The following is a 22,096-nucleotide window of genomic DNA, read 5'->3' as shown; positions in this document are numbered from 1 at the left end:
CTCAGGCCGCCACGTCGACCCCGGTGAACTTCACCTCCATGGTGGGCTTGCCGCCGCCGGGGCTCGGGTCGAAGCTGCCGTCGTGCCCCGCCCTGGCCACCTTGTCGAGCACCCGCAGGCCGGCGTCGTCGATCGTGCCGAAGACGGTGTAGCTCGGGTCCAGCGGGGCGTCGCCGTAGACCATGAAGAACTGGCTGCCGTTGGTGTCCGGGCCGGAGTTGGCCATCGCGAGCACGCCGCGACCGTACTTCAGCTGGTCGAACACCTCGTCGGCGAACGTGTAGCCCGGGCCGCCGCGGCCCGAGCCCGCCGGGTCGCCGCACTGCAGCATCTGCAGACCCTGGGTGCTGATCCGGTGGCAGCTCGTGTCGGTGTAGTAGCCCTGCTCGGCGAGGCTGACGAAGCTGTTCACGGCGCACGGCGCGAGGGAACGGTCGAGGGTCAGCGGGATGTCCCCGGCGGTGGACCGGAGAGTGACCTGCACCGTCCCCCGCGAGGACACGTTCTTGCCGTCCGGCGGCTGCACGTCCTTCGCCGCCGGTTCCTCGGACGCGGGGTACTCGCACGTCGTCGGGTTCGGCAGCGGCTCCGGCCGCTCGGGAACCGACACCCGCTCGGTCGGGATGTCGATCTGCTCGCTCGGCGTGGTCGAGGGCGTGGCGTTGTCCGCCGCGGCGTCGTCCCCGTCTCGTGTGGCGAGGATCACGATGAGCCCGGCCACGACGACCACGACCCCGGCGGTCACGCCGACGCCGATGATCCGGCGTCGCTTCGCCCGTTCCGCCCTGCGCGCGAGCTGCCGTTCGAGCTTGCGCTTCGCGGCTTCGCGGCGCTGCTGGTTGGTCGCCACCTGCCCCTCCCAGTTCGTCTCGACGTCACCCGGCTGCGGTGGCGGCAGTCTATGGGCACGGCCTGTGAGGACCCTGTACAGGGGTTGGCTGGTCGAGCACCCGGGTGCTGATCGTCACGCCGCACCGGGCGCGGCCGCCCGCGCGCCGGGCGGTGGTGAGGCAGAACCGGACCCACATGTTCAGCTGGACCTCCTTCGCCATCCGCAGGCGGGTGTAGAGCAGGTCGACGATCCGGTTGGCCGGCCGCGCCCACACCTCGACCTCGAACCGCAGCGGCCGGCCGTCCCGCGGCGGCCGGGCGCGGAACTCGATCTGGCCCGCCTCGAGGTGCCCGGCCAGCGTCGCCAGGTGCAGGGACGTGGGCGTGCGGCGCACCACGCGCACGGGCCCGTCCCACGGGCCCGGCAGCCGCACCACGACCTCGTCTCCCGGCCGCAGCTCACCGCCCGCCGTGCGGACCGCCTCCACGGTCGTCACCTCGGCCGGGACGGAGCCGCCGAGGTCGGCGGCGAGCAACGCGACCAGGCCTTCCGCGGACATCGTCGCGCCCTCGACATCCACCGAGAACAGGCGGTGGAACAGCGGGCCGGTCCCCTCCCGCCACGGCTGGCTGCGCTCGTCGATCAGCTCCTCGGGCAGGGGCGGCGGCAGATCGGAGGCGTCGCCGCGCCGAGCCGACCGGTGCAGGGGCGTGACCGCCCACAGGTAACGCCAGGACACCAGCAGCACACCGGCCGTCGCCCTGGCGACGGCGGCCGCGCGCTCGCGCAGTACCGCTCCCACCTGACCTCCTCGCTGCGGGCCGGTCCACGGCGACCGACACTGGAACTGTTCCCCGGGCAGCGGCCCGCAACCACCGGGGCGGGCACCGGGCAGCGGAAAGGGGCGGTGATGATCAGCGGGCTGCTGTACCGCGGCGGGATCCGCGGTGGCCACCTGGAGCTGATGTCGGCGGGCGCGATGGGGCTGAGCATCGGGCTGTGGATCCGGGCCAAGACGGTCGACCAGCAGGCGCGCGGCAACGCCGAGCGCCGCGCCCTGTTCACCGGTTTGTGGGCGCCGACGCTGTGGCTGATCGGCGACACCCTGCGTGCCTACGAGTGAGCCGCCGTGCGGGAGCGGCTGCTCGGCCCGATCGACCACGCGGCGGCGCTGCGCGAGCTCGGGCGGCGGCGGATCAACTACACGCCCGGTGAGGTGGTGCCACCGGACTGGACCTTCGACGAGCACCGCTTCCACCTCGGTGACGAGGCGCCCGGCCCACCCGAGCCCGGCGGGTTGTGGGAGACCGCGTGCGACGCGCTCCGCGACTACGAGTTCACCCCGCCGGAGCTGATCCGTGCGGTGTACGACGCCCGTGCCCCGCTGCTGGGGCGGGACCTCCTGCTGGAGGGCCGGTTCTCGGTGCTGCGCTTCTACTTCGGCGTGCGCATCACCTCGGTCGTCGACGAGGCGAGCGACACGGAGCGGGTGTGGGGCTGGGCGTACCAGACGCTGGAGCAGCACCTCGAGCGCGGCCAGGTGCGCTACGCGGTGGTGAAGCACCTCGGCGGCGGCCGGGTCGAGTTCACGGCGACCAGCTACTCGCAGCCCTCGCCCGGGCTGGGACCCGTGCTGCGCCTCGGCTGGCTGCTCTTCGGCCGCCGTGCGCAGCTGCGGTTCTACCGCCGCTGCGGCGAGCGGATGCGGCACCTCGCGCACGCCGGTCCCGCCTGCCTTCCCGGGCCCGCCCGGTCCGGCGGCCTCGTGCTCGTGCCGTCCGGCTCCCGGCCCCGCGTGCTCGACCGGATGACGCTCCGGCGGCACCACCCCGCCCGGTGACGGGAAGGCGTCCGCATGCGCGGATGGCGAACATGTGTACGCGGACCGCAGGAACAATGCGGGATCGCGCTCGCTAGGGTGGGGGAAGTCGCTGTGGCGGAGGTGTGGATTCGTGCTCGTCGTCGGGTTCCCGGCCGGCGCTTTCCAGGCCAACTGCTACCTGCTCGCGGCGGGTGCGGGCGGCGGGTGCATGGTCGTCGACCCGGGGGAGGGTGCCGAGGAACCGCTCGCGGAGGCGTTGCGGGAGCATCGGCTCACCCCGGCGGCGGTGCTCGCCACCCACGGCCACCTCGACCACGTGTACTCCGCCGCGGCGGTCGCCGACGCGCACGGGCTCCCGCTGCACATCCGGCCCGAGGACCGCGTGCTGCTCGCGGATCCGCTGCGCGGGCTCGGCGCCGAGCTCGCCGCGGCGCTCGGCCCGGTGCGGCTCGCCGAGCCCGCCGAGATCGCCGACCTCGGCGAGGAACCGGTGGAGCACGCGGAGCTCGTGATCACACCGCTGCACACGCCGGGACACACGCCGGGTTCGGCGGTGTTCCGGCTGGACAGCGCCGAGGGCGGCACGCTCGCGCTCACCGGGGACACGCTGTTCGCGGGTTCGGTGGGCCGTACCGACCTGCCGGGCGGCGACGCCGCCGCGCTCGCGGGCTCACTCGAACTGCTGCTGCGGACGCTCCCCGGCGACACCGTCGTCCTGCCGGGACACGGGCCGACGACGACCGTCGCCAGGGAGAAGGCAACCAATCCTTTCCTGCGAGAGGACCAGAGGACATCGTGAACGAACCCGAGCCCGCCGCGCCCCGGCCCACTCCGGAGCCGGAGCGCATCCCGCTGTACGGCGAGGACGCCGCCGCGCGCAGGCGGCGCGGCCTTTCCGGGCTCGCCGGCGTGGTGCTCTTCGGCGCCGCGTTCGGCGGGATCGCCGGGCTGATCGGCGGGCAGATCGCCGGGCTGGTGGTCGCCGCGCTCGTCGCCCTGCCCCTGCTGTACGTGGTTCTGTTCAACATGCGGCGGCAGCTCTGGCTGGAGGGCACCCACGTCGTCGTGCGCACCTGGCGCACCCGGCGCATCGACCTGGTGGCCGCGCAGCGGCTGGACCTCCTCGTCACCGACGTCCGCGGCACGCGCACGGTGAGCCTGCTCGTCAACGCGAGGCAGCGGGGCCGGACGGCGAAGGTGGATCTCGCCGTCTACGCGGGCACCGGCGGGCGCGAGCTGGGCATCCTCGCGCTGCGCAGGCTCGCCGACGCGCTCGCGAACAACATCGAGGCGAACGGCCTGGTCTTCTCCGAGCTGCTCGTGGCACAGCTGCGCGCGGAGGCACGGGGTGACGCCGCGGCGGAACGACCGCTCTACCGGCTCGCGTCCGCGGCGCCCTCCGGCAAGCTCGCGCAGCGGTTCACGATGGACGCGGTGAGTCGTTTCGTGGCGACCCTGGAGTGACCACGGGCACGGCGCCGGCGGCCAGCCTGCGCTCGATCGCCGTGAGCTGGTCGCGGATCGCCTCCAGCTGGTAGACGATCTCCGGCAGCTCCTGCGCGGCGAACGTCGCGAGCCGCTCCAGCTGCCTGCCCGTCTCCCGCAGCTCGGCGAGCAGGTGCGCGATCCTGGGCACCGCCTCGGCCACGGCGGCCACCGCGCGGCCGGTGCGCCGGGCGGCGGCCCACGCCGCCCGCGGGAAGCCGACTGCCGCCATCTCCATCGCGCCTCCCAGCCGGGACGCCTGCCATGTCACGCCACTTCGTACCTCACTCCACCGGGGGCCGGTCGCGCGGGGCCCGCCGGTGTGCCGCCGGTGACCTGGAGGGACCGGTGTGACTGGGGTGACCGGTGTGACCGGCGGGCAGGGGCTCCCTGGTGGCGATGAGCGCGGCGAGCACCGTCGTGATCGGTACCGCCGCGATGATGCCGATGCTGCCCGCCAGCGTCCGCACGATCTCCTGGGCGATCTCCTGCGAGGCGAGGATCGAGCCGAGCCCGGCGTCGGACAGCGCGGCGATCAGCAGCACCGGCAGTGCCGCGCCGGAGTAGGCGAGCACGAGCGTGTTCACGGCGGAACCGACGTGGTCCCTGCCGATCCGCAGCGCCGAGCGGTACAGCTCGGGCCAGCCGAGAACGGGGTTGGCGCGGCGCAGCTCCCACACCGCGCTGGTCTGCGTCACGGTGATGTCGTCGAGCACGCCGAGCGCGCCGATCACGACGCCCGCGAGCAGCAGGCCACGCGCGTCGATGCCGTGCCCGAGCGTCGCGATGAGGCTCGACGTGTCCTCGCCCAGCCCGGTCAGCCGCGCGGCGGCCGAGAACACCGCCGAGATCACCCCGATCAGCCCGAGGCTGATCAGCGTGCCCAGGACGGCGACCGACGTCCGCGCCGACACCCCGTGGGTCAGGTAGAGCGCGACGAACATGATGAGTCCCGCGCCCGCGATGGCCACGAGGAGCGGGTTCTCGCCCGCGAGGATCGCGGGCAGCACGAACAGGGCGATGGTGGCGAAGCTCAGCCCCAGCGCGCCGAGCGCGGCCAGGCCCCGCCACCGGCCGAGCAGCAGTACCGCGCCCGCGAACACGCAGGCCAGCAGCGCCAGCGGCAGCCCGCGCTGGAAGTCGACGACCTGGTAGGACGCCGGGTCCGCGGGACCGGCGCCGCTGTAGGCCAGCACCACCTGGTCGCCGGCGGCGAACCGGGGCGTGCTCGGTTCGACCGGGACCGCGCGGCTGATGGTCCGGCCCGCCGCCTCGCCGTCGGTGAGCTCGATGTCGAGGCGCAGGCACTGCCTGCCGTCCGCGGGGGCCTCGCCCACCTGCACCTGGCCCTCGGCGAGGCACGGTCCGAGGGCCGCCGCCGTGACGGTGCCGTGGACGGGCACCCCGGACGAGTGCTCGCCCGCGACCGTCCGCTCGCCCCAGGGGTACAGCAGCACCACGGCGGTGACCGCCGCCAGCGCCAGCGGTGCGAGCAGTGCGGCGAGCAGGATCCGGACCCGGCGGGAGGCGGGCGGCGCCGGGCTGTGTCCGTGTCCGTGTCCGTGCCCGTGCCCGTGTCCATGGCCATGGACGTGACCGTGCCCGTCGGTGCGGCGCTCGCCGCGGGCCGTCGGCTCCGCGGCCCGGCGCCGCCTCCGGCCGGGCTCGGCGGCGTTCCCGGCGCGTTCGCGACCACGACGGGGCGGCGGCCCGTCCGGCACCCGGCGGATCGGCCCGGTGACGGCGGCCGGGTCACCGAGGTCACCGAGGCCACCGAGGTCGCTGGGGCGGTCGGGGTGGTCGCGCGGCACCCGGTCATCTTCCTGCACCCCGGTGCGGCCGTGCGGGCAAGGGGTGACGTGGCGGGACGGCCGCGGCCCCACGTCCGACCCCCAGCCGGACGTGAGCGCCGCCCGGCGCCCGCGCCACGCCACCCGTGGCAACCGTGTGCCCGGCAGATCCGACGACCGCGGTCACCGTTCGGTTCCGTGTCCGCCCGGAACGGCCCCGGCGCGATTCCGGTCGCCGAAACGGCGTTGTTGGCGGGCGTTTCCCGCGCGGCGATAGTGTCGGCCCGCACGCGGCGACGAGGAAGTGGTGGAGTGAGCGGATACACGACGAGCAGAGCGTTCCTGGAGGCACTGGCCGAGGCCGGGGTGCGGTACGTCTTCGCCAATCTCGGCAGTGACCATCCCGGGCTCGTCGAGACCTACGCCCAGGCCCGCGACGAGGGCTGGGCGAAGCGGCTGCCGGAGCTGGTGGTGTGCCCGCACGAGAGCGTGGCGATGTCGGCGGCGCACGGCTACGCGCAGGTGACCGGCGTCCCGCAGGCGGTCGTGGTGCACGTCGACTGCGGCACCCAGAACATCGGCGGCATGCTGCACAACGCCGCGAAGGGCCGGGTCGGTGTGCTCCTCTACGCGGGCGCGTCGCCGTTCACGCAGGAGGGCGAGCTGCTCGGCAGCCGCAACGAGTTCATCCAGTGGATCCAGGACGTGCACGACCAGCGGGGCATCGTGCGCGGCTACACCAAGTACGACAACGAGATCCGCACCGGGCACAACGTGAAGCAACTGGTGCAGCGCGCCCTGCAGATCGCGCGGAGCGAACCCGCGGGCCCGGTGTACCTGGTGGGGCCGAGGGAGGTGATGGAGGCGGACGTGCCCGAGCAGCACGCCGATCCCGCCCTGTTCAGCCCGGTCGCCCCTGCCGCGCTGGCGCCGGACGTGGTCGACCGGGTCGCCGGGGCGCTCGCCGGGGCCCGCTCGCCGGTGGTGGTGACCTCGTACCTCGGCCGGGACCCCGAGGCGGTGCCCGCCCTGGTCGAGCTGTGCGAGACGCTGGGCGTACCGGTGATCGAGTCGGTGCCCATGCACCTGAACTTCCCCGCCGACCACCCGCTGCACTGGGGCTACCAGTGGAACACCCAGCAGCCCAACCCCAGGCTCGCCGAGGCCGACGTGGTGCTGGTGCTGGGCAGCGACGTGCCGTGGATCCCCACCCGGAACCGGCCGGACGCCGGCGCGCGCCTGTTCGTGATCGACATCGATCCGGTCAAGGAGCAGATGCCGCTGTGGCACGTTCCCGCGGAGTGCTTCGCGCGCGCGGACCTGCGCACGGCCGTTTCCCAGCTGACCGCGCGCGCCCGCGAGCTGGCCGACCCCGCGGTCGTCGCCCGGCGCACCGAGAGCGCCGCCGCCGAGCACGAGCGGCAGCGGCGGGTGCTGGCGGAGCGGGAGCGTCCCGAAGGAACCGTGATCACGCCGGAGTACCTGGTCGCCTGCGTGCGGGAGGCCATCGACGACGACACGCTCGTGCTGACGGAGGCGATCACCAACTACCACGTCGTCAACGAGCACCTGCGCCGCAACCGGCCGGGGACGCTGATCGGGTCCGGCGGCGGGTCGCTCGGCTGGGCCGCGGGCGCGGCGATCGGGGTGAAGCTCGCGGCGCCGGACCGGACGGTGGTGTCCCTCGTGGGCGACGGCTCGTACCTGTTCGGGGTGCCGTCGTCGGCGCAGTGGGTGGCGCGGCGCTACGGCACCCCGAACCTCACCGTGATCTTCGACAACCAGGGCTGGAAGGCGCCGAAGCAGTCCACGCTGGGCGTGCATCCCGACGGGGTCGCCGCCCGCAACGACGACTTCGGCGTCGGCTTCGCCCCGGCGGCGGACCTGCCGGGCATCGCCGAGGCGGCGGGCGGTGCCTGGGGCCGCACCGTGCGCGACGCGGGTGAGCTCGCGAGCGTGCTCGCGGAGTCGCTGGAGATGGTCCGGTCGGGCCGGTCCGCGGTGGTGAGCGTGCGGGTCCCCGCCGTCTGACCGCGAGTCCCCCCGCTCCAGATCGCGAAGTTCGCGTTCGCGACGGCGAGCTCCGCGTTCGGCGACGAGCCGCGGGCGGCTTTCACTGAGCGGAAACACCGGTTGCCCGATCCCGTGCGGCTGACCACGATCGCCCGCATGAGCGGGCAGAGTGGCCATGCCGGAGACGAACGGTCGCCGAGGTCGGTGCTGGCCAGGGGACTGTCCCTGCTCGACGCGTTCCTTGCCGGGGACACCGAGCTCGGCCTCGCCGAGCTGGCCGACCGCAGCGGGCTGCCGAAGCCGACCGCCCACCGCCTGCTCGGTGAGCTGGTGGAATGGGGCGCGGTGGAACGGTCCCGCCCGGGCCACTACCGGCTCGCGGGGAAGCTGTTCCGGCTGGGTCAGCTCGTGCCCCGGCACCGGCAGCTGCGCCAGGCCGCCCTGCCGTTTCTCGAGGAGCTGCACGCGACCAGCGGGGAGAACGTCCACCTCGCGGTGCCGGACGACGGCTACACCCTGTTCGTGGAGAAGCTGAGCGGGACGGAATCGATGGTCGTCGGTTCCCGGGTCGGCGGGCGGATGCCGTCCCACTGTACCGCCACCGGCAAGGTGTTCCTCGCGTGGGGCGGGCGGGAGCGGCTGCGGCGGGTCGTCGACGCGGGGCTGCCCCGGCTGACGCCACGCACCATCGTGCTGCCCGGCCTGCTGCACCAGGACCTCGAACGGACGCTGGCCAGGGGAGTGGGCATCAACCACGAGGAGGCCGAACCGGGTGTGTCCGCCGTGGCGGCCCCGGTCCGCGGCGCGCGCGGCGAGGTGGTGGCGGCGCTGTCGGTCACCGGCTGCTCGCAGCGGCTCGACGTCGAACGCCTCGGCCGGGTGGTGCGGGCCGCCGCGGGCGCCCTGTCGGCCCGCCTGCCCGCACTCGCCGCCGGCCGCTGACCGGGCGGGTTCTCAGAACGCGGCGATGGTGCCCGGTGCCCGCTCGGCCCGGCTCAACGCGCGCAGCACGGCGGTCGGCCCGTGCCTGCGCACGGCCAGCCGGGAAAGCAGGCCGACCACTCGCTCCACGGCTCCCGGCGGCAGCGCGGGGCCCGGCAGCCCCACGCTCACCGCGAGGTCGTCGGAATGGACCGCGAGCTCCATCATCCGGGTGACCAGCAGGTCGTCGAGCCGCAGCGACCACGGCCCCCACAGGGAGAGCCGCACCGGCCGGTCGGCCACGCCCGGCAGCCGTCCGGCCAGGTCGCCGACGGCCGCGTCGAACCGGTCCGCGAGGGCCGCCGCACCGTCCGCCGCGGCGTCCTCGCCGCCGTGCCGGATGCGGACGTTGACGTCGTCGTCCAGGTCGGCGCCGATCCACTCGACCCGCTCGTAGTGCCCGAGCAGGGACACGGTCTCCTCGGCGGGCAGCGGCGAGGAGAGCAGCGGGGGCAGCGCGAGAACCTGGTAGGCCAGGTGCCCGGCCAGCCCGCCGACGCTGAGCTTGGGCAGCGCGCTCGGCTCGGGCCACGCCGCCGCGACAGCGGGTTCCCTGAGCAATGCCCCCGCCGCCCTCGCGGTGTCCAGGAAGTCCTCCCTCGTTCCGGCCATGTGCTCCACTCTCCTCGCCGAACGCCTCCACGCGGAGCTCAGCCTGCCACGAAACGGCGGCGGCGGGCCGCGAAACCGCGGCGAAACCGCCGTGCAGCCGGCGAGCCGCACGCTGCTCCCATGACATTCGAACCGACCCGGCCCGCGATCGCGGTCCGGGACCTGCGCAAGTCGTTCGGCGACCAGGTGGTGCTCGACGGCATCGACCTCACCGTGCCGAGCGGCACCGTCTTCGCGCTGCTCGGCCCCAACGGCGCGGGCAAGACCACGATCGTGCGCATCCTGTCCACGCTGATCGGCGCGGACGGCGGCGACCTGCGCGTCGCCGGGCACGACGTCGTCCGCGAACCCGACAGCGTGCGGGCCGCGATCGGCGTGACCGGGCAGTTCGCCGCGGTCGACAACCTGCTCACCGGTGAGGAGAACCTGCTCCTCATGGCCGCCCTGCACCACCTCGGCAAACGCGCGGGCCGGCGGCGCGCCGCCGAACTGCTCGACCGGTTCGGCCTCACCGAGGCGGCGCGGAAGCCGGTGGCCACCTACTCGGGCGGCATGCGGCGCAGGCTGGACCTCGCCATGGGTCTTGTCGGCGACCCGCGGGTGGTGTTCCTGGACGAGCCGACGACCGGGCTTGACCCGCGCAGCCGCCGCGGCCTGTGGGACGTGGTGAGGGGGCTGGTGGCCGACGGGGTCACCGTCCTGCTCACCACCCAGTACCTGGAGGAGGCCGACCAGCTCGCCGACCGCATCGCGCTGCTCGACCACGGCAGGCTGGTCGCCGAGGGCACCGCGGCCGAACTGAAGCGGCAGGTCCCCGGGGGCCACGTCCGGCTGTCGTTCTCCGATCCGCGCGACCTCGCCGCGGCCGCCCGCGCACTCGGCGGCGGCTCCGCCGACGACGACGAGCTGACCCTGCGGGTTCCCGGCGACGGCGGCGTCCGCTCCCTGCGCGCCCTGCTCGACCGCCTCGACGACGCCGGAGTGGAGGTCGGGGACCTGACCGTGCACACGCCCGACCTCGACGACGTCTTCCTCGCCCTCACCGGCGGGACCGACCGTGCCGACCGTGCCAAGGAGAGCGCCCGATGACACTGGTGACCACCAAGACCCTGTCCCGCGCCTTCGGCGACTCCACGACGATGCTGCGCCGCAGCCTCAAACACATGGTGCGGTACCCGTCGATGACGGTGACGCTCATCGGGATGCCGGTGGTGTTCCTGCTGCTGTTCGTGTACGTGTTCGGCGGCACGCTCGGCGCCGGGCTCGGCGGCGCGGCGGGCGGCCGCGCGGAGTACGCCAACTACGTCGCCCCCGGCATCCTGCTGATGACCATCGCCGCGAACGCGCAGGGCACCGCGATCTCGGTGGCGATGGACATGACGGAGGGCGTCATCGCCCGGTTCCGCACGATGGCGATCGCGCGGGTGTCGGTGCTGACCGGGCACGTGCTCGGCAGCGTGATCCAGGCCGTGCTGGGGCTGGCCGTCGTCACCGGGGTCGCGCTGCTCGTCGGGTTCCGGCCCACCGCGGGCCTCGCCGGGTGGCTCGCCGCGGCCGGGGTGCTCGTCCTCATCGCCTTCGCGATCACCTGGCTGTCGGTGGCGCTCGGCATGGTGACCAAGACGGTCGAGGCGGCCAGCAACCTGCCGATGCCGCTGGTGTTCCTGCCGTTCCTGGGCAGCGGGTTCGTCCCGCCGGAGTCGATGCCCACGGTGCTCCGCGTGTTCGCCGAGTACCAGCCGTTCACGCCGTTCATCGAGACCGTGCGCGGGCTGCTGCTGGGCACACCGATCGGCAACAGCGCGGTGCTCACCGTCGCCTGGTCCGCCGGCATCGCACTGGCCGGTTACGTCTGGGCGAAGGCGCTGTTCAACCGCGAGCCGGCGGCCTGACGGTCCGCCAGCACCGCCAGCGCGGCGGGCCGCAGCTCACCGGGGGTGAGGCCGGCGTACGCCGACACCGCGTCGGCGTACGCCGGCCCCGCCGCGTGCCGGGCCGCCTCCCTGGCACGCTCGGCCGACATCGTCGGCTGGAAGTTCCGCAGGTACTGGAACCGTTCCGCCAGGGCCACCAGCCGGACCCCGGACCTCGCCGCGTGCTCGTCGCCGGCCCGGCCGCGGTCGAGGTCCACCATGGCCAGTGCCAGCAGCAGCGCACCGCAGACCGGGAAGTCCACGAACGGCGCGGGCGGCCGGTCCGGGGAGCCGGCGAGCACGGCCCGCGCGTGCTCCGGCAGTTCCCGCACCAGGGGCTCGACGCGGTCGAGCCGGCGATGCTGGGCGTGGGCCACCACGACGACCGCCCGCACCTCCAGTACCCATGGCTCGAGCCCGGGGACGGCGCCGCCCGCCCGGCCGACCGCGTCGGTCAGCCGGGCGCAGGCGCGCCGCCACGCCGCAGCCCGCCCTCGACGTCGCCGCGGGCGAGCCGGATCTCGGCGCGGACGGCGAGGTCGAAGGTGACGAGGCCGAGGTCGTCCTCCACCAGGTCCGGAGCCACCCTGCTCAGCCATTCCTCGGCCTCGTCGACGGCCCCGAGCTGGAGGTTGGCGACGACCAGCGCCCAGCGGATGCCGATCGTGTCCGGCCAGGTGCCCGCCTCCTCCATCAGGGCCAGTGCCGCCCGCAAATGCCGCCTGCCCTCCTCGCCCCGGTTGATCTGCAGGCACAGCTCGCCCATCCGGGAGTGCGCCATGAGCAGCATCCACGGTGTCGCCTCGGCGGCGAACACGTCGATCATCCGCCGGCTCGCGGCCAGCGCCCGGTCCACGTCGCCCACGCCGTGCCAGGCGTAACTGGCGAGCGCGCTGGCGAACCCGGCAACCAGCGGCTCGTCGCCGTCGCACAGCTCGTCCAGCGCGGCTGGACCGGAGCCGGCGAGCTCCGGCAGGCGGCACAGCACCGTCGCGGCGGCCCGGACCGGGGTGTCCGGCGCGGCCGGCGGCAGCCTGCGCAGGGCGAACAGCGCCCGCGCGAGGTGGGAGCCCTGCACGGTCAGGCAGTACGCGGTGCACAGCGTGGCCGCCGCGCGGGCGGCCTCCGTGACACCGGGCTCCGGCCGGACGTGCGACAGCTGCCGGACGATCTCCGCGATGAGCGGCACCATCCGGGTGTAGTCGGAGTCGCCGATCCACAGGCCGCCGAGCGCGGCGGCCGTCGCGGCCACCGTGGCGGTGTCGTCCCGGGCGATCGCGTGCCGCAGCGCCTGCAGCAGGTTGTCCTGCTCCGCGCGGATCCGCTCGCCCTCCCGGCGCGGTTCGGGGCCGAAGACGGAGGCGTGATGCGCCGTTCCGAAGTCGCGGGCCCACGCCAGGAAGCCGCGCAGCGCGGAGTCCGTCTCGCCCGCGGCCTCCCGGTGCCCGGCGCTGAACTCACGCACGGTCTCCAGCATCCGGAAACGCGTGCCCGCCCGCTCCTCGGTGACCTTCAGCAGCGACTGGTCCACCAGGTGTTCGAGCAGCTCCAGCGCGTCGCCGCCGAGCACGTACGCCGCGGCGTCCGCGGTGAACCCGCCGGGGAACACCGACAGCGCCCGCAGTGCGGCCCGCCCGTCGTCGCCGAGGAGATTCCAGCTCCAGTCGACCACGGCGCGCAGGGTGTGGTGCCGTTCGGGGGTGTCCCTGGCCCCGCCGCGCAGCAGCGCGAAGCGGTCCGCGAGCCGCCGCGTGATCTCGGCGACCGACAGCACCCGCACCCGTGCCGCGGCGAGTTCGACGGCGAGGGGGAGACCGTCGAGGTGACGGCACAGCCGATCCACCTCCGCGGCGGGCAGGTCGGCGCCCGGCCGGGCGGCACGGGCTCGCCGGGTGAACAGCTCGACGGTGGTGGCCTGGTCCAGTTCGGGCAGCGGGTACACCGACTCGGACGTCAGCCCGAGCGGGGTGCGGCTGGTGGTGAGCACGCGCAGGTCCCTGGTCGCGGCCACCAGCCCGCGCACCAGGTCGGCGACCCCGGCGACGACGTGCTCGCAGTTGTCCAGCACCAGCAGCGCCGGACCGCCGCCGAGCGCGGCGGTGACCGCGGTGGCCGAGTCCGTGGCCGCCGCGCCGACCGGGGTCCGTCGCGACTCCCCGGCGCCGAGTGCCGCCGCCACCTCGTCCGCCACCTCGGTGTCGCGCGCGATCCCCGCCAGCGCGACGAAGTGCACGACGGGCAGCTCGGTCCGGTGCGCGACGGCGTGCGCGAGGCGGGTCTTGCCGAGTCCGCCGATGCCCACGATCGACGTGACCCGCGCCGTGCGGAGCAGTTCGGTCACCGCGGTGACGTCGGCCTCCCGGCCGAGCAGCGGGTTGGGCTCGTGCGGGACACCGCGCCGGACGGCCGGTGCGGTGCCGCGCAGCAGCTGCTCGTGCAGCGCCCGCAGCGCGGGGCCGGGATCGGTGCCGAGGTCGTCACGCAGGCCGCGGCGGTAGGCGTCGAACCGGGCCAGTGCCGCCGCGGGGCCCGCCGTCGCCGCCTCGCTGCGCAGCAGCTCGTGCAGTATCTCCTCGTCGCGGGACCGCCGGGCGAACACCCGGGCCAGCTCGCCGGTGGCCTCGGCGTACCTGCCCAGCCCGGCCAGCGCGAGCGCCCGCGTCCTGGCCAGTTCCTGGTGGGCCGGTGCGCGGTCCGCGCGCAGTGCGGCGACCGGATCCGCCCACCCGGGAGGAGGATCGTCCGGCGCCCCGTCCCACAGCGCGAGCCCCGCGTCGGCGTGGGACAGCGCGGCCGGATACTCGCCCGCCCGCAGGCACCGCGCGGCGGCGGTGGCGCGCCGGAGCACCGCCGAGGCGTCCACCTCGTCCTCCCGCAGTGCCAGCCGGTAGCCCGCCGGGGTGCTCTCGATCAGCTCGCCGCCCAGTCGCGCGCGGGCTCGGGAGACGAGGATCTGCAGCGCCTTGGTGGGGTGCTCCGGCCGGGCGTCCGGCCAGAGCCCTTCCACCAGCCGGGCGGTGCCGCAGCCGGTCCGCAGGTCGTCGGCCAGCAGCGCGAGCAGGCCCCGCAGCCGGGGACCGGTGATCTCCCGGCCGCGGTACGACACCCGCGTGAGCAGGACCAGCTCGACGGCCACCGCACCAGGTTAGCCGGGGGTGCCGGTCAGAACGGGTAGCCCGCGACGTCGCCGCGCACGGTCACCCAGCGGGTCTCGGTGAACGCCTCGATGTTCGCCGCCGCGCCGCCGAAGCGGGAGCCCGTGCCGGAAGCGCGCACGCCGCCGAACGGCGCGTGCGCCTCGTCGTTGACCGTCTGGTCGTTGATGTGCACGATCCCCGTCGGGATGCGGTCGGCGAGCGCGAGTCCCCTGTTCACGTCGCGCGTCAGGATGCCAAGCGAGAGGCCGTACTCGCTGGCCGCCGCCAGCTCGGCGGCCTCCTCCGCGGTGCGGAACCGGGCCACCGGCGCCACCGGGCCGAACACCTCCTGCTCGTAGGCGGGCACGGAGGGGCCGGTGTCGGCGAGCACCGTCGGCCGGTAGAACAGGCCGTCGTACTCGCCGCCCGCGGCGAGGGTCGCTCCGGCGTCCACACTGGACGTGACGAGGGAGTGGATCTTGTCGCGCTGCCGCTCGTCGATGATCGGGCCGAGTGCCACCTCGGCGGTCGCGGGGTCGCCGACGGGCAGGTGCGACGCCGTGTCCGCCAGCCGCGCGACGTAGTCGTCGTAGACCGACTCGTGCACCAGGTGCCGCCCGGTCGTCATGCAGATCTGGCCCTGGTGGAAGAACGAGCCCCACGCCGCGGCGCTCGTCGTCCGCTCCACGTCGACGTCGTCGAGCACGATCAGCGCGGAGTTGCCGCCCAGCTCGAGATGGGCGCGCTTGAGGTGTTTGCCTGCCAGTTCACCGACCGCGCGCCCGGCGGCGGTCGAGCCGGTGAAGGAGATGGTCCGCACGTGCGGGTCCTCGATCAGCGCGGCGCCGATGTCCGCGCCACCGGGGAGCACGTGCAGCACGCCCGGGGGCAGCCCCGCCTCCTCGAACACCCGGGCCAGCGCCACGCCGCCGCACACCGCGGTGCGCGGGTCCGGCTTGAGCACCACCGCGTTGCCGAGCGCGAGCGCGGGGGCCACGGACCGGATGGAGAGGATGAGCGGCGCGTTGAACGGGGAGATCACGCCGACCACGCCCGCGGGCACGCGTCGCGCCATGCTGAGCCGGGGTGCCTCGCTGGGCAGGATCTCGCCGAGCGAGTGCGAGGGGAGCGCGGCCGCCTCGTAACACTCCTGGGCGGCGACGTGCAGCTCGAAGTCCGCCTTGCCAGGGATGCTGCCCGACTCCCGCACGAGCCAGTCCCGCAGCTCGTCGGCGTGCGCGCGCCACAGGTCGCCCGCGCGGCGCAGGACGGCGGCCCGCTCGTGGAACGGCGCCTCCGCCCACTCCCGCTGCGCCTTCGCGGCCCGCTCGGCCGCACGCGCCAGGTCGGGCCCCGCCGCCGTGCCGACGCGGCCGAGGGTCTCCCCGGTGGCCGGCTCGGTGACGGCGGCGTCCCCGCCGTCGGCGCGCTCCCACGAGCCCGTGAAGATCCGGCCCTGCCACTCCTCGCCGTCGAGAAAGCCCACGGTGACTCCTTCTGCTGCTGCGGTTTCCGGGGGACGCGCGCCATCATGCGGCCCGCTCCGCGCTCGTCGCAGACGTGCTTTCCGCTGAGCGAAACGGCAGAGATTTAGCCATTGCTTATATAAGTGGCGACTGTTAGATTGCGATCGTGCACGCGTTCGACGTCCTCGGCGACCCGGTCCGCCGCCGCATCCTGGAGCTGCTCGCCGACGGCGAGCGGACCTCCGGGGCGCTCTGCGCGGTGATCCAGGGGGAGTTCGGCATCAGCCAGCCCGCCGTCTCCCAGCACCTGAAAGTGCTGCGGGAGAACGGGTTCGCCACCGTGCGCCCCGAGGGCACCCGGCGGCTCTACGCGGTGAACTCCGCGCCGTTGCGCGACGTCGACGTGTGGCTCGACCGGTTCCGGCGGTTCTGGACGCCTCATCTCGACGCGCTGGCGACCGAAGTGGCTCGCGGAAAACGGGAACGCCGGCTTCGTGGCTCCGGTGCGGTACCGGAGCCGGACCAGAGGAGGAACTCATGATCGACGTGCGGCACCAGATCAGCGCGGTCCGGCGGCAGCTGGGCAGCCGGACACTGGAGGCGGGGGAGGCGCGGGTGCTCTCCGTGAGCCAGGTGTACGACACCACGGTGGAGGACCTGTGGGACGCGGTCACCACCCCGGAGCGCATCGCCCGGTGGTTCATGCCCGTGTCGGGAGACCTGCGCCTGCACGGGCGATTCCAGCTCGAAGGGAACGCGAGCGGCACGATCGAGCGGTGCGATCCGCCGAAGAGCTTCGCGGCGACGTGGGAGTACGGCGGCGAGGTCAGCTGGATCGAGGTGCGCCTCTCCGCCGACGACGGGAAGGCCAGGTTCGAGCTGGAGCACACGGCGCACGTGAGCGACGAGCTCTGGGCCCAGTTCGGTCCGGGCGCGGTCGGCATCGGCTGGGACATGGCGCTCATGGGCCTGGCGCTGCACGTGGCGGGCGCTCCGCAGGTCGATCCGCAGGAGAGCGCCGCCTGGACGATGTCGGACGAGGGCAGGCGGTTCCTCACCGAGAGCGGCGAGCGCTGGTACGAGGCGAACGTCGGGGCCGGCACCGATCCTGCCGAGGCCAGGGCGGCGGCGGACCGGGTCGTCGCCGCGTACACCGCGCCACCGCCCGAGCAGGACTGAGCGGACGGTCCGGTGCGAGCGGCGCGCTCAGCCCGCGGGCACGGGCAGCCCGGTCTCGCGGAGCCTGGCCGCCGCACGGACGAGTGAGGCGACCGCCGGTGAGTGACCGGTCGGCGGCCAGGCGATCACCGTGGTGACGTCCGGCGCGTCGACGACCGGTACCGCGACGTGGTCGGGCCACTGCCAGGCACGGCTGGAGGCCGGGATGACGAGCAGTGTCCTGCCGAGTGCCACGAGCTGGGCGAGCTGCGACTGGGTGCGCACCTCCGGTCCGGGTCCGTCCGGGTAGGAGCCGTCGAGCCGGGGCCACCGGGCGAGCGGCAGGTCCGGCACGTCGCTGACCTCCGCCAGCGTGAGCTGGTCGCGCGCCGCGAGCGGATGCCCCGCGGGCAGGAGCGCGACCTGGCCTTCGACGCAGAGGTCCTCGGTGTCGAACCCGGCGAGGTCGTCGAACGGCCGGTGCATGAGTGCCACGTCGGCGTGCCCGTCGCGGAGCCGCCGTGCCTGCTCGCCCACCTCGCACAGGAGGACCTCGACCGGTGCGGCACCGGGTTCGCTCGCGGCCGTGTCGAGGAGCCGTCGCAGCAGCTCGTGGGACGCCCCGGCCTTCGTCACGAGCACCAGTGGCCGCCGCGGATCCCCGGCACGCCGCGTCCGGCGCGCGGCGGCCGCGACCGCGTCGAGGGCCGTCCTCGCCTCCCGGAGCAGCACCCCGCCGGCCTCGGTCAGTGCCACGCCGCGGCGGTCCCGGTCGAGCAGCCGGACCCCGAGTCGCCGTTCCAGCCCGCGGATCGCGCGGGAGAGGGGTGGTTGTGCGATGCCGAGCCGGTCGGCGGCGCGGCCGAAGTGCAGTTCCTCGGCGACAGCGACGAAGTACCTCAGCTCGCGGGTCTCGAGATCGTCCACACGGCCACCTCACGACAGATACCTGGCGGGTATCACAGTCTACTGAATCGGTCTTGGACGGCCCGCGCGCGGCGCGCCCAGCATGGAGGGGTGAACGACACGAAGACCGCGCTGGTCACCGGCGCGAACAAGGGAATCGGCTTCGCCATCGCCCGGGGTCTCGGGGCGATCGGTTTCACGGTCGCGGTGGGCGCGCGCGACGACGCCAGGCGCGAGGAGGCCGTCGAGCGGTTGCGTGCCGCGGGCACCGACGCGTTCGGGGTCGCCCTCGACGTCACCTCCGGCCACAGCGTCGCCGCCGCGGCGGCGGCCATCGAGCGGACCGCGGGGCGGCTCGACGTGCTCGTCAACAACGCGGGCATCTCCGGGCCGACCGAGGGCGGCGCGCAGGACCCGACGACGCTCGACCTCGACGTCGTCCGCACCGTGCTCGACACGAACGTGTTCGGGGTCGTCCGGGTGACGAACGCGGTGCTCCCGCTGCTCCGCCGCGCGGACGCGCCGCGCATCGTGAACGTGTCGAGCAACATGGGCTCGCTGACCCTGCGGACCGGACCGGTCATGGCCGCGTACGCACCGTCGAAGTCGATGCTCAACAGCCTCACGGCACAGTACGCCCGCAGGCTCGCCGACACGAACGTCATCGTGAACGCCTGCTGCCCCGGCTACGTCGCGACCGACTTCACCGGCTTCAACGCGCCGAGGACGCCCGAACAGGGCGCCGCGATCGCGATCCGGCTCGCCACCCTGCCGGACGACGGGCCGCGCGGCGGCTTCTTCGACGACGAGGGCGTCGTCCCCTGGTGATCCGGCGCTCCACGGCGGGGCACGGTTGACAGTGAGTCGAACGTGTGTTCGAATCGTGGGTGTGCGGTGGAATGCCCAGCGGGCCGAAGGGCAGACCGAGCAGGCGCTGCTCGGTCTGCCCGGGCTGCTGCGCTCGGTGCGGTCACCCGAGTTCTCCGGGGTCACCTTCCACGAGGTCTGCGCCCGGTCGGTGCTCAACAAGGTGCCCGGTGCGTCGCGGATGCCGTTCCGGTGGACGGTCAACCCGTACCGCGGGTGTTCCCACGCCTGCACGTACTGCTACGCGCGGGGTTCCCACACGTACCTCGACCTCGACCCGGGCCGTGACTTCGACACGCAGGTGGTGGTGAAGGTCAACGCGCCCGAGGTGCTCGCCGCCCAGCTGCGCCGTCCCAGCTGGACGAGGGAGCACGTCGCCATGGGCACCAACACCGATCCCTACCAGCGGGCGGAGGGCCGGTACCGGCTGATGCCGGGCATCATCAAGGCCCTCGGCGGATCGGGCACGCCGTTCTCCATCCTGACGAAGGGCACCGTGCTCACCCGCGACCTGCCGCTGCTGCGGTCGGTCGCCGCGGATGTCCCCGTCGGGCTCGGCGTCTCGCTCGCCCTGCTCGACCGCGACCTGCAGCAGCGGCTCGAACCGGGCACGCCCACCCCGCGGGCGCGGCTCGACCTCGTGCGGCGGGCCGCCGACGCCGGGCTGCCGTGCGGCGTGTTCGTCGCGCCGGTGCTGCCGTGGCTCACCGACACCACCGAGGCGCTCGACCGGCTGCTCGCCGCGGTGGCCGGTGCGGGGGCCACCGGGGTCACCGTGATCCCGCTGCACCTGCGGCCGGGCGCCCGTGAGTGGTTCACCCGGTGGCTCGGAGCCGAGCGCCCGGAGCTGGTGCCGCGCTACCGGGAGCTGTACCGCGGCGGCAGCTACGCCGATCGCGGATACCGGCGCGCGCTGGCCGAGCGGGTCGCCCCGCTCGTGCGGCGGCACGGGCTCGACCGCCGCTCCGGAGGCGAGGGGCGCGGGGTGCCCGGTGACGAGAACGCGCGGTGGCCGGCGGGCAGCATGCCACCGGCCCGCGGCGGAGACGGCCCGGCCCGCGAGGGCGACCAGCTGTCGCTGCTGTGAGCCGCACGCGCTGCGGGAGCCAGGAGAGCCGCGGGAGCCACGGGACTGCGAGGGCCGCGCGGTGCGGGAAACCTGGTGGCGGGCGGCCCCGGCCGGTTCGTTAGCCTTGGCCGTCGGGCGAGCAATCGCTGACCAGACCGCGACCACGCTTTTCCGAGAGGATCCTGCGACAGTGCTCCGCACTCACGAGGCCGGCACCCTGCGTGCCGAGCACGTTGGCCAGACCGTCACCCTCACTGGCTGGGTGGCCCGGCGGCGCGACCACGGCGGGGTGATCTTCATCGACCTGCGGGACGCGTCCGGCGTCGCGCAGGTCGTCTTCCGGGAGGGGGAGATGGCGGAGCGGGCCCACCACCTGCGCTCGGAGTACTGCCTCCGGGTCACCGGTGAGGTCGCCCGCAGGCCGGAGGGCAACGAGAACCCGGAGATCGCCACCGGCGACATCGAGGTCATGGTCACCGACGTGCGGGTGCTGTCCGAGTCGGCGGTGCTGCCCTTCCCGATCGACGAGCGCGTCGACGTGGGGGAGGAGGTGCGGCTGAAGTACCGCTACCTCGACCTGCGCCGCAGCGGCCCCGCGCACGCGATGCGCCTGCGCAGCGAGGTCAACCGCGTGGCGAGGACCGTGCTGCACGAGCGCGGCTTCGTCGAGGTGGAGACGCCCACCATGACCAGGTCGACCCCCGAGGGCGCGCGGGACTTCCTGGTGCCCGCGCGGCTGCGGCCCGGCTCGTGGTACGCGCTGCCGCAGTCACCGCAGCTGTTCAAGCAGCTGCTGATGGTCGGCGGGCTCGAGCGCTACTACCAGATCGCGCGCTGCTACCGCGACGAGGACTTCCGCGCCGACCGGCAGCCGGAGTTCACGCAGCTGGACATCGAGATGAGCTTCGTCGAGCAGGACGACGTGATCGCGCTCGGCGAGGAGGTCGTCACGGCGCTGTGGAAGCTCGTCGGCCGGGACATCCCGCGGCCGTTCCGCCGGATCGGCTACGCCGAGGCGATGGCCAGGTACGGCACCGACAAGCCGGACCTGCGCTTCGATCTGGAGCTGACCGAGCTGACCGAGTACTTCGCCGACACGCCGTTCCGGGTCTTCCAGGCACCCTACGTCGGCGCGGTCGTCATGCCGGGCGGCGCCGACCAGCCGCGCCGCCAGCTCGACGCCTGGCAGGAGTGGGCCAAGCAGCGCGGCGCCAAGGGCCTGGCCTACGTCCTGGTCGGCGAGGACGGCACGCTCGGCGGCCCGATCGCCAAGAACCTCGCCGAGCACGAGCGGGCGAACCTGGTCGCCACCGTCGGCGCGAAGCGCGGCGACTGCGTCTTCTTCGCCGCGGGCAAGCCGAACGACGCGCGGGCCCTGCTCGGCGCCGCCCGCGTCGAGATCGCCCACCGGCTCGGCATGATCGACGAGGACGAGTGGTCGTTCGTGTGGGTCGTCGACTTCCCCCTGTTCGAGGCCGCCGAGGACACCGAGGACGTCGCCCTCGGGGGCGGCACGTGGACGGCGCTGCACCACGCCTTCACGTCGCCGACGCCCGAGTGGATCGACAAGTTCGAGTCCGACCCCGGCAACGCGCTCGCCTACGCCTACGACCTCGTCTGCAACGGCAACGAGATCGGCGGCGGCTCCATCCGTATCCACCGCGCCGACGTGCAGCAGCGGGTCTTCCAGATCATGGGGCTGTCCGAGGAGGAGGCGCGGGAGAAGTTCGGCTTCCTGCTCGACGCGTTCCAGTACGGGCCCCCGCCGCACGGCGGGATCGCGTTCGGCTGGGACCGGATCGTCATGCTCCTCGCGGGCGCCGACTCCCTGCGGGACGTCATCGCGTTCCCGAAGACCGGCGGCGGCTACGACCCGCTCACCGGCGCCCCCGCGCCGATCACGGCCGCGCAGCGCAAGGAAGCCGGTGTCGACGCCACCCCGGCGAAGGCACCGGGGCGCGCGTAGCCGCTCCGGCCAACCCGTCACCGATCGAAGGATGGCCACACACCGGTCACGGTTGCCGAACTGGTGGTGGTCTTCGTTG

Annotated in this window: 22 protein-coding genes; 13 read left to right on the top strand and 9 right to left on the bottom strand. The window is 74.2% G+C overall.

Going from position 1 to position 22,096, the window contains the following annotated elements:
* Position 1: 1 nt before the first annotated feature.
* Both B0I33_RS20550 and B0I33_RS20545 read right to left on the bottom strand, forming a co-directional pair.
* Entirely contained in the window at positions 2 to 850 is an 849-nt protein-coding gene (locus B0I33_RS20550) for a peptidylprolyl isomerase (RefSeq protein WP_106180446.1), read from the bottom strand.
* A 49-nt stretch (positions 851 to 899) separates the two neighbouring features.
* On the bottom strand, positions 900 to 1,634 hold the full coding sequence (locus B0I33_RS20545; protein WP_106180445.1) for a DUF1990 family protein: 735 nt from the start codon (positions 1,632 to 1,634) through the stop codon (positions 900 to 902).
* 108 nt (positions 1,635 to 1,742) lie between these two features.
* On the opposite strand from B0I33_RS20545, the gene B0I33_RS20540 reads away from it, so the two are divergent.
* The 4 genes from B0I33_RS20540 to B0I33_RS20525 all read left to right on the top strand — a co-directional run bounded on the left by B0I33_RS20540 (position 1,743) and on the right by B0I33_RS20525 (position 4,118).
* Entirely contained in the window at positions 1,743 to 1,955 is a 213-nt protein-coding gene (locus B0I33_RS20540) for a hypothetical protein (RefSeq protein WP_106180444.1), read from the top strand.
* A 6-nt stretch (positions 1,956 to 1,961) separates the two neighbouring features.
* Positions 1,962 to 2,672, top strand: a complete 711-nt coding sequence (locus B0I33_RS20535) for a DUF1990 family protein (RefSeq protein ID WP_106180443.1) — start codon at positions 1,962 to 1,964, stop codon at positions 2,670 to 2,672.
* 112 nt (positions 2,673 to 2,784) lie between these two features.
* Positions 2,785 to 3,453 carry an MBL fold metallo-hydrolase gene (locus B0I33_RS20530; protein ID WP_106180442.1) on the top strand — a complete coding sequence of 223 codons (669 nt, stop codon included), beginning with the start codon at positions 2,785 to 2,787 and terminating at the stop codon, positions 3,451 to 3,453.
* A complete protein-coding gene (locus tag B0I33_RS20525) occupies positions 3,450 to 4,118 on the top strand; it encodes a hypothetical protein (RefSeq protein ID WP_425440500.1) in 669 nt (222 codons plus the stop codon). The genes B0I33_RS20530 and B0I33_RS20525 overlap by 4 nt, the downstream gene beginning before the upstream one ends.
* On the opposite strand, the gene B0I33_RS20520 is transcribed toward B0I33_RS20525, so the two are convergent.
* Positions 4,075 to 4,377 (bottom strand): hypothetical protein, encoded by a 303-nt coding sequence (locus tag B0I33_RS20520; RefSeq protein WP_106180441.1) that lies wholly within the window; start codon positions 4,375 to 4,377, stop codon positions 4,075 to 4,077. The genes B0I33_RS20525 and B0I33_RS20520 overlap by 44 nt on opposite strands.
* 46 nt (positions 4,378 to 4,423) lie before the next feature.
* Positions 4,424 to 5,950, bottom strand: a complete 1,527-nt coding sequence (locus tag B0I33_RS20515) for a YibE/F family protein (RefSeq protein WP_245900868.1) — start codon at positions 5,948 to 5,950, stop codon at positions 4,424 to 4,426.
* Positions 5,951 to 6,241: 291 nt separating this feature from the next.
* On the opposite strand from B0I33_RS20515, the gene B0I33_RS20510 reads away from it, so the two are divergent.
* Positions 6,242 to 7,960, top strand: a complete 1,719-nt coding sequence (locus B0I33_RS20510) for a thiamine pyrophosphate-requiring protein (protein ID WP_219927233.1) — start codon at positions 6,242 to 6,244, stop codon at positions 7,958 to 7,960.
* A 138-nt stretch (positions 7,961 to 8,098) separates the two neighbouring features.
* Positions 8,099 to 8,884, top strand: a complete 786-nt coding sequence (locus tag B0I33_RS20505; protein ID WP_106180553.1) for an IclR family transcriptional regulator — start codon at positions 8,099 to 8,101, stop codon at positions 8,882 to 8,884.
* A 12-nt stretch (positions 8,885 to 8,896) separates the two neighbouring features.
* Here B0I33_RS20505 and B0I33_RS20500 read toward each other — a convergent pair whose 3' ends face one another.
* On the bottom strand, positions 8,897 to 9,535 hold the full coding sequence (locus B0I33_RS20500) for a maleylpyruvate isomerase N-terminal domain-containing protein (RefSeq protein WP_106180440.1): 639 nt from the start codon (positions 9,533 to 9,535) through the stop codon (positions 8,897 to 8,899).
* Positions 9,536 to 9,655: 120 nt separating this feature from the next.
* On the opposite strand from B0I33_RS20500, the gene B0I33_RS20495 reads away from it, so the two are divergent.
* Positions 9,656 to 10,624 (top strand): ATP-binding cassette domain-containing protein, encoded by a 969-nt coding sequence (locus tag B0I33_RS20495; RefSeq protein ID WP_106180439.1) that lies wholly within the window; start codon positions 9,656 to 9,658, stop codon positions 10,622 to 10,624.
* Positions 10,621 to 11,427 carry an ABC transporter permease gene (locus tag B0I33_RS20490; protein WP_106180438.1) on the top strand — a complete coding sequence of 269 codons (807 nt, stop codon included), beginning with the start codon at positions 10,621 to 10,623 and terminating at the stop codon, positions 11,425 to 11,427. Before B0I33_RS20495 ends, B0I33_RS20490 begins: the two co-directional genes overlap by 4 nt.
* On the opposite strand, the gene B0I33_RS30475 is transcribed toward B0I33_RS20490, so the two are convergent.
* From B0I33_RS30475 to B0I33_RS20480, 3 genes are read right to left on the bottom strand one after another with little or no spacing between them, the layout of a single operon-like run.
* Positions 11,382 to 11,843, bottom strand: coding sequence for a hypothetical protein (locus B0I33_RS30475; RefSeq protein ID WP_245900866.1), 462 nt, complete (start codon positions 11,841 to 11,843; stop codon positions 11,382 to 11,384). The two genes, B0I33_RS20490 and B0I33_RS30475, sit on opposite strands and share 46 nt — an antisense overlap.
* A gap of 59 nt (positions 11,844 to 11,902) precedes the next feature.
* A complete protein-coding gene (locus B0I33_RS20485) occupies positions 11,903 to 14,584 on the bottom strand; it encodes an ATP-binding protein (protein WP_245900864.1) in 2,682 nt (893 codons plus the stop codon).
* Positions 14,585 to 14,610: 26 nt separating this feature from the next.
* Positions 14,611 to 16,071, bottom strand: a complete 1,461-nt coding sequence (locus tag B0I33_RS20480) for a benzaldehyde dehydrogenase (protein WP_106180437.1) — start codon at positions 16,069 to 16,071, stop codon at positions 14,611 to 14,613.
* A gap of 146 nt (positions 16,072 to 16,217) precedes the next feature.
* On the opposite strand from B0I33_RS20480, the gene B0I33_RS20475 reads away from it, so the two are divergent.
* Both B0I33_RS20475 and B0I33_RS20470 read left to right on the top strand, forming a co-directional pair.
* The gene (locus B0I33_RS20475) at positions 16,218 to 16,592 is read left to right on the top strand and encodes an ArsR/SmtB family transcription factor (protein WP_106180436.1); all 375 of its coding nucleotides are present in this window, start codon (positions 16,218 to 16,220) and stop codon (positions 16,590 to 16,592) included.
* The gene (locus B0I33_RS20470) at positions 16,589 to 17,230 is read left to right on the top strand and encodes an SRPBCC family protein (protein WP_106180435.1); all 642 of its coding nucleotides are present in this window, start codon (positions 16,589 to 16,591) and stop codon (positions 17,228 to 17,230) included. The genes B0I33_RS20475 and B0I33_RS20470 overlap by 4 nt, the downstream gene beginning before the upstream one ends.
* Before the next feature lie 27 nt (positions 17,231 to 17,257).
* On the opposite strand, the gene B0I33_RS20465 is transcribed toward B0I33_RS20470, so the two are convergent.
* On the bottom strand, positions 17,258 to 18,136 hold the full coding sequence (locus B0I33_RS20465; protein WP_106180434.1) for a LysR family transcriptional regulator: 879 nt from the start codon (positions 18,134 to 18,136) through the stop codon (positions 17,258 to 17,260).
* Between the two features lie 90 nt (positions 18,137 to 18,226).
* Here B0I33_RS20465 and B0I33_RS20460 point away from each other — a divergent pair, with 90 nt between their 5' ends.
* The 3 genes from B0I33_RS20460 to aspS all read left to right on the top strand — a co-directional run bounded on the left by B0I33_RS20460 (position 18,227) and on the right by aspS (position 22,017).
* Complete coding sequence (locus B0I33_RS20460; protein WP_106180433.1) at positions 18,227 to 18,943, top strand: SDR family oxidoreductase; 717 nt, start codon at positions 18,227 to 18,229, stop codon at positions 18,941 to 18,943.
* A gap of 61 nt (positions 18,944 to 19,004) precedes the next feature.
* Positions 19,005 to 20,069 carry an Rv2578c family radical SAM protein gene (locus B0I33_RS20455; protein ID WP_106180552.1) on the top strand — a complete coding sequence of 355 codons (1,065 nt, stop codon included), beginning with the start codon at positions 19,005 to 19,007 and terminating at the stop codon, positions 20,067 to 20,069.
* Positions 20,070 to 20,241: 172 nt separating this feature from the next.
* A complete protein-coding gene (aspS, locus tag B0I33_RS20450) occupies positions 20,242 to 22,017 on the top strand; it encodes an aspartate--tRNA ligase (RefSeq protein ID WP_106180432.1) in 1,776 nt (591 codons plus the stop codon).
* The last annotated feature ends 79 nt before the right edge of the window (positions 22,018 to 22,096 follow it).

This window comes from Prauserella shujinwangii, assembly GCF_003001955.1.
In the GTDB taxonomy this organism is placed as follows: domain Bacteria; phylum Actinomycetota; class Actinomycetes; order Mycobacteriales; family Pseudonocardiaceae; genus Qaidamihabitans; species Qaidamihabitans shujinwangii.
This window is presented reverse-complemented; position numbering and strand designations above follow the sequence as displayed.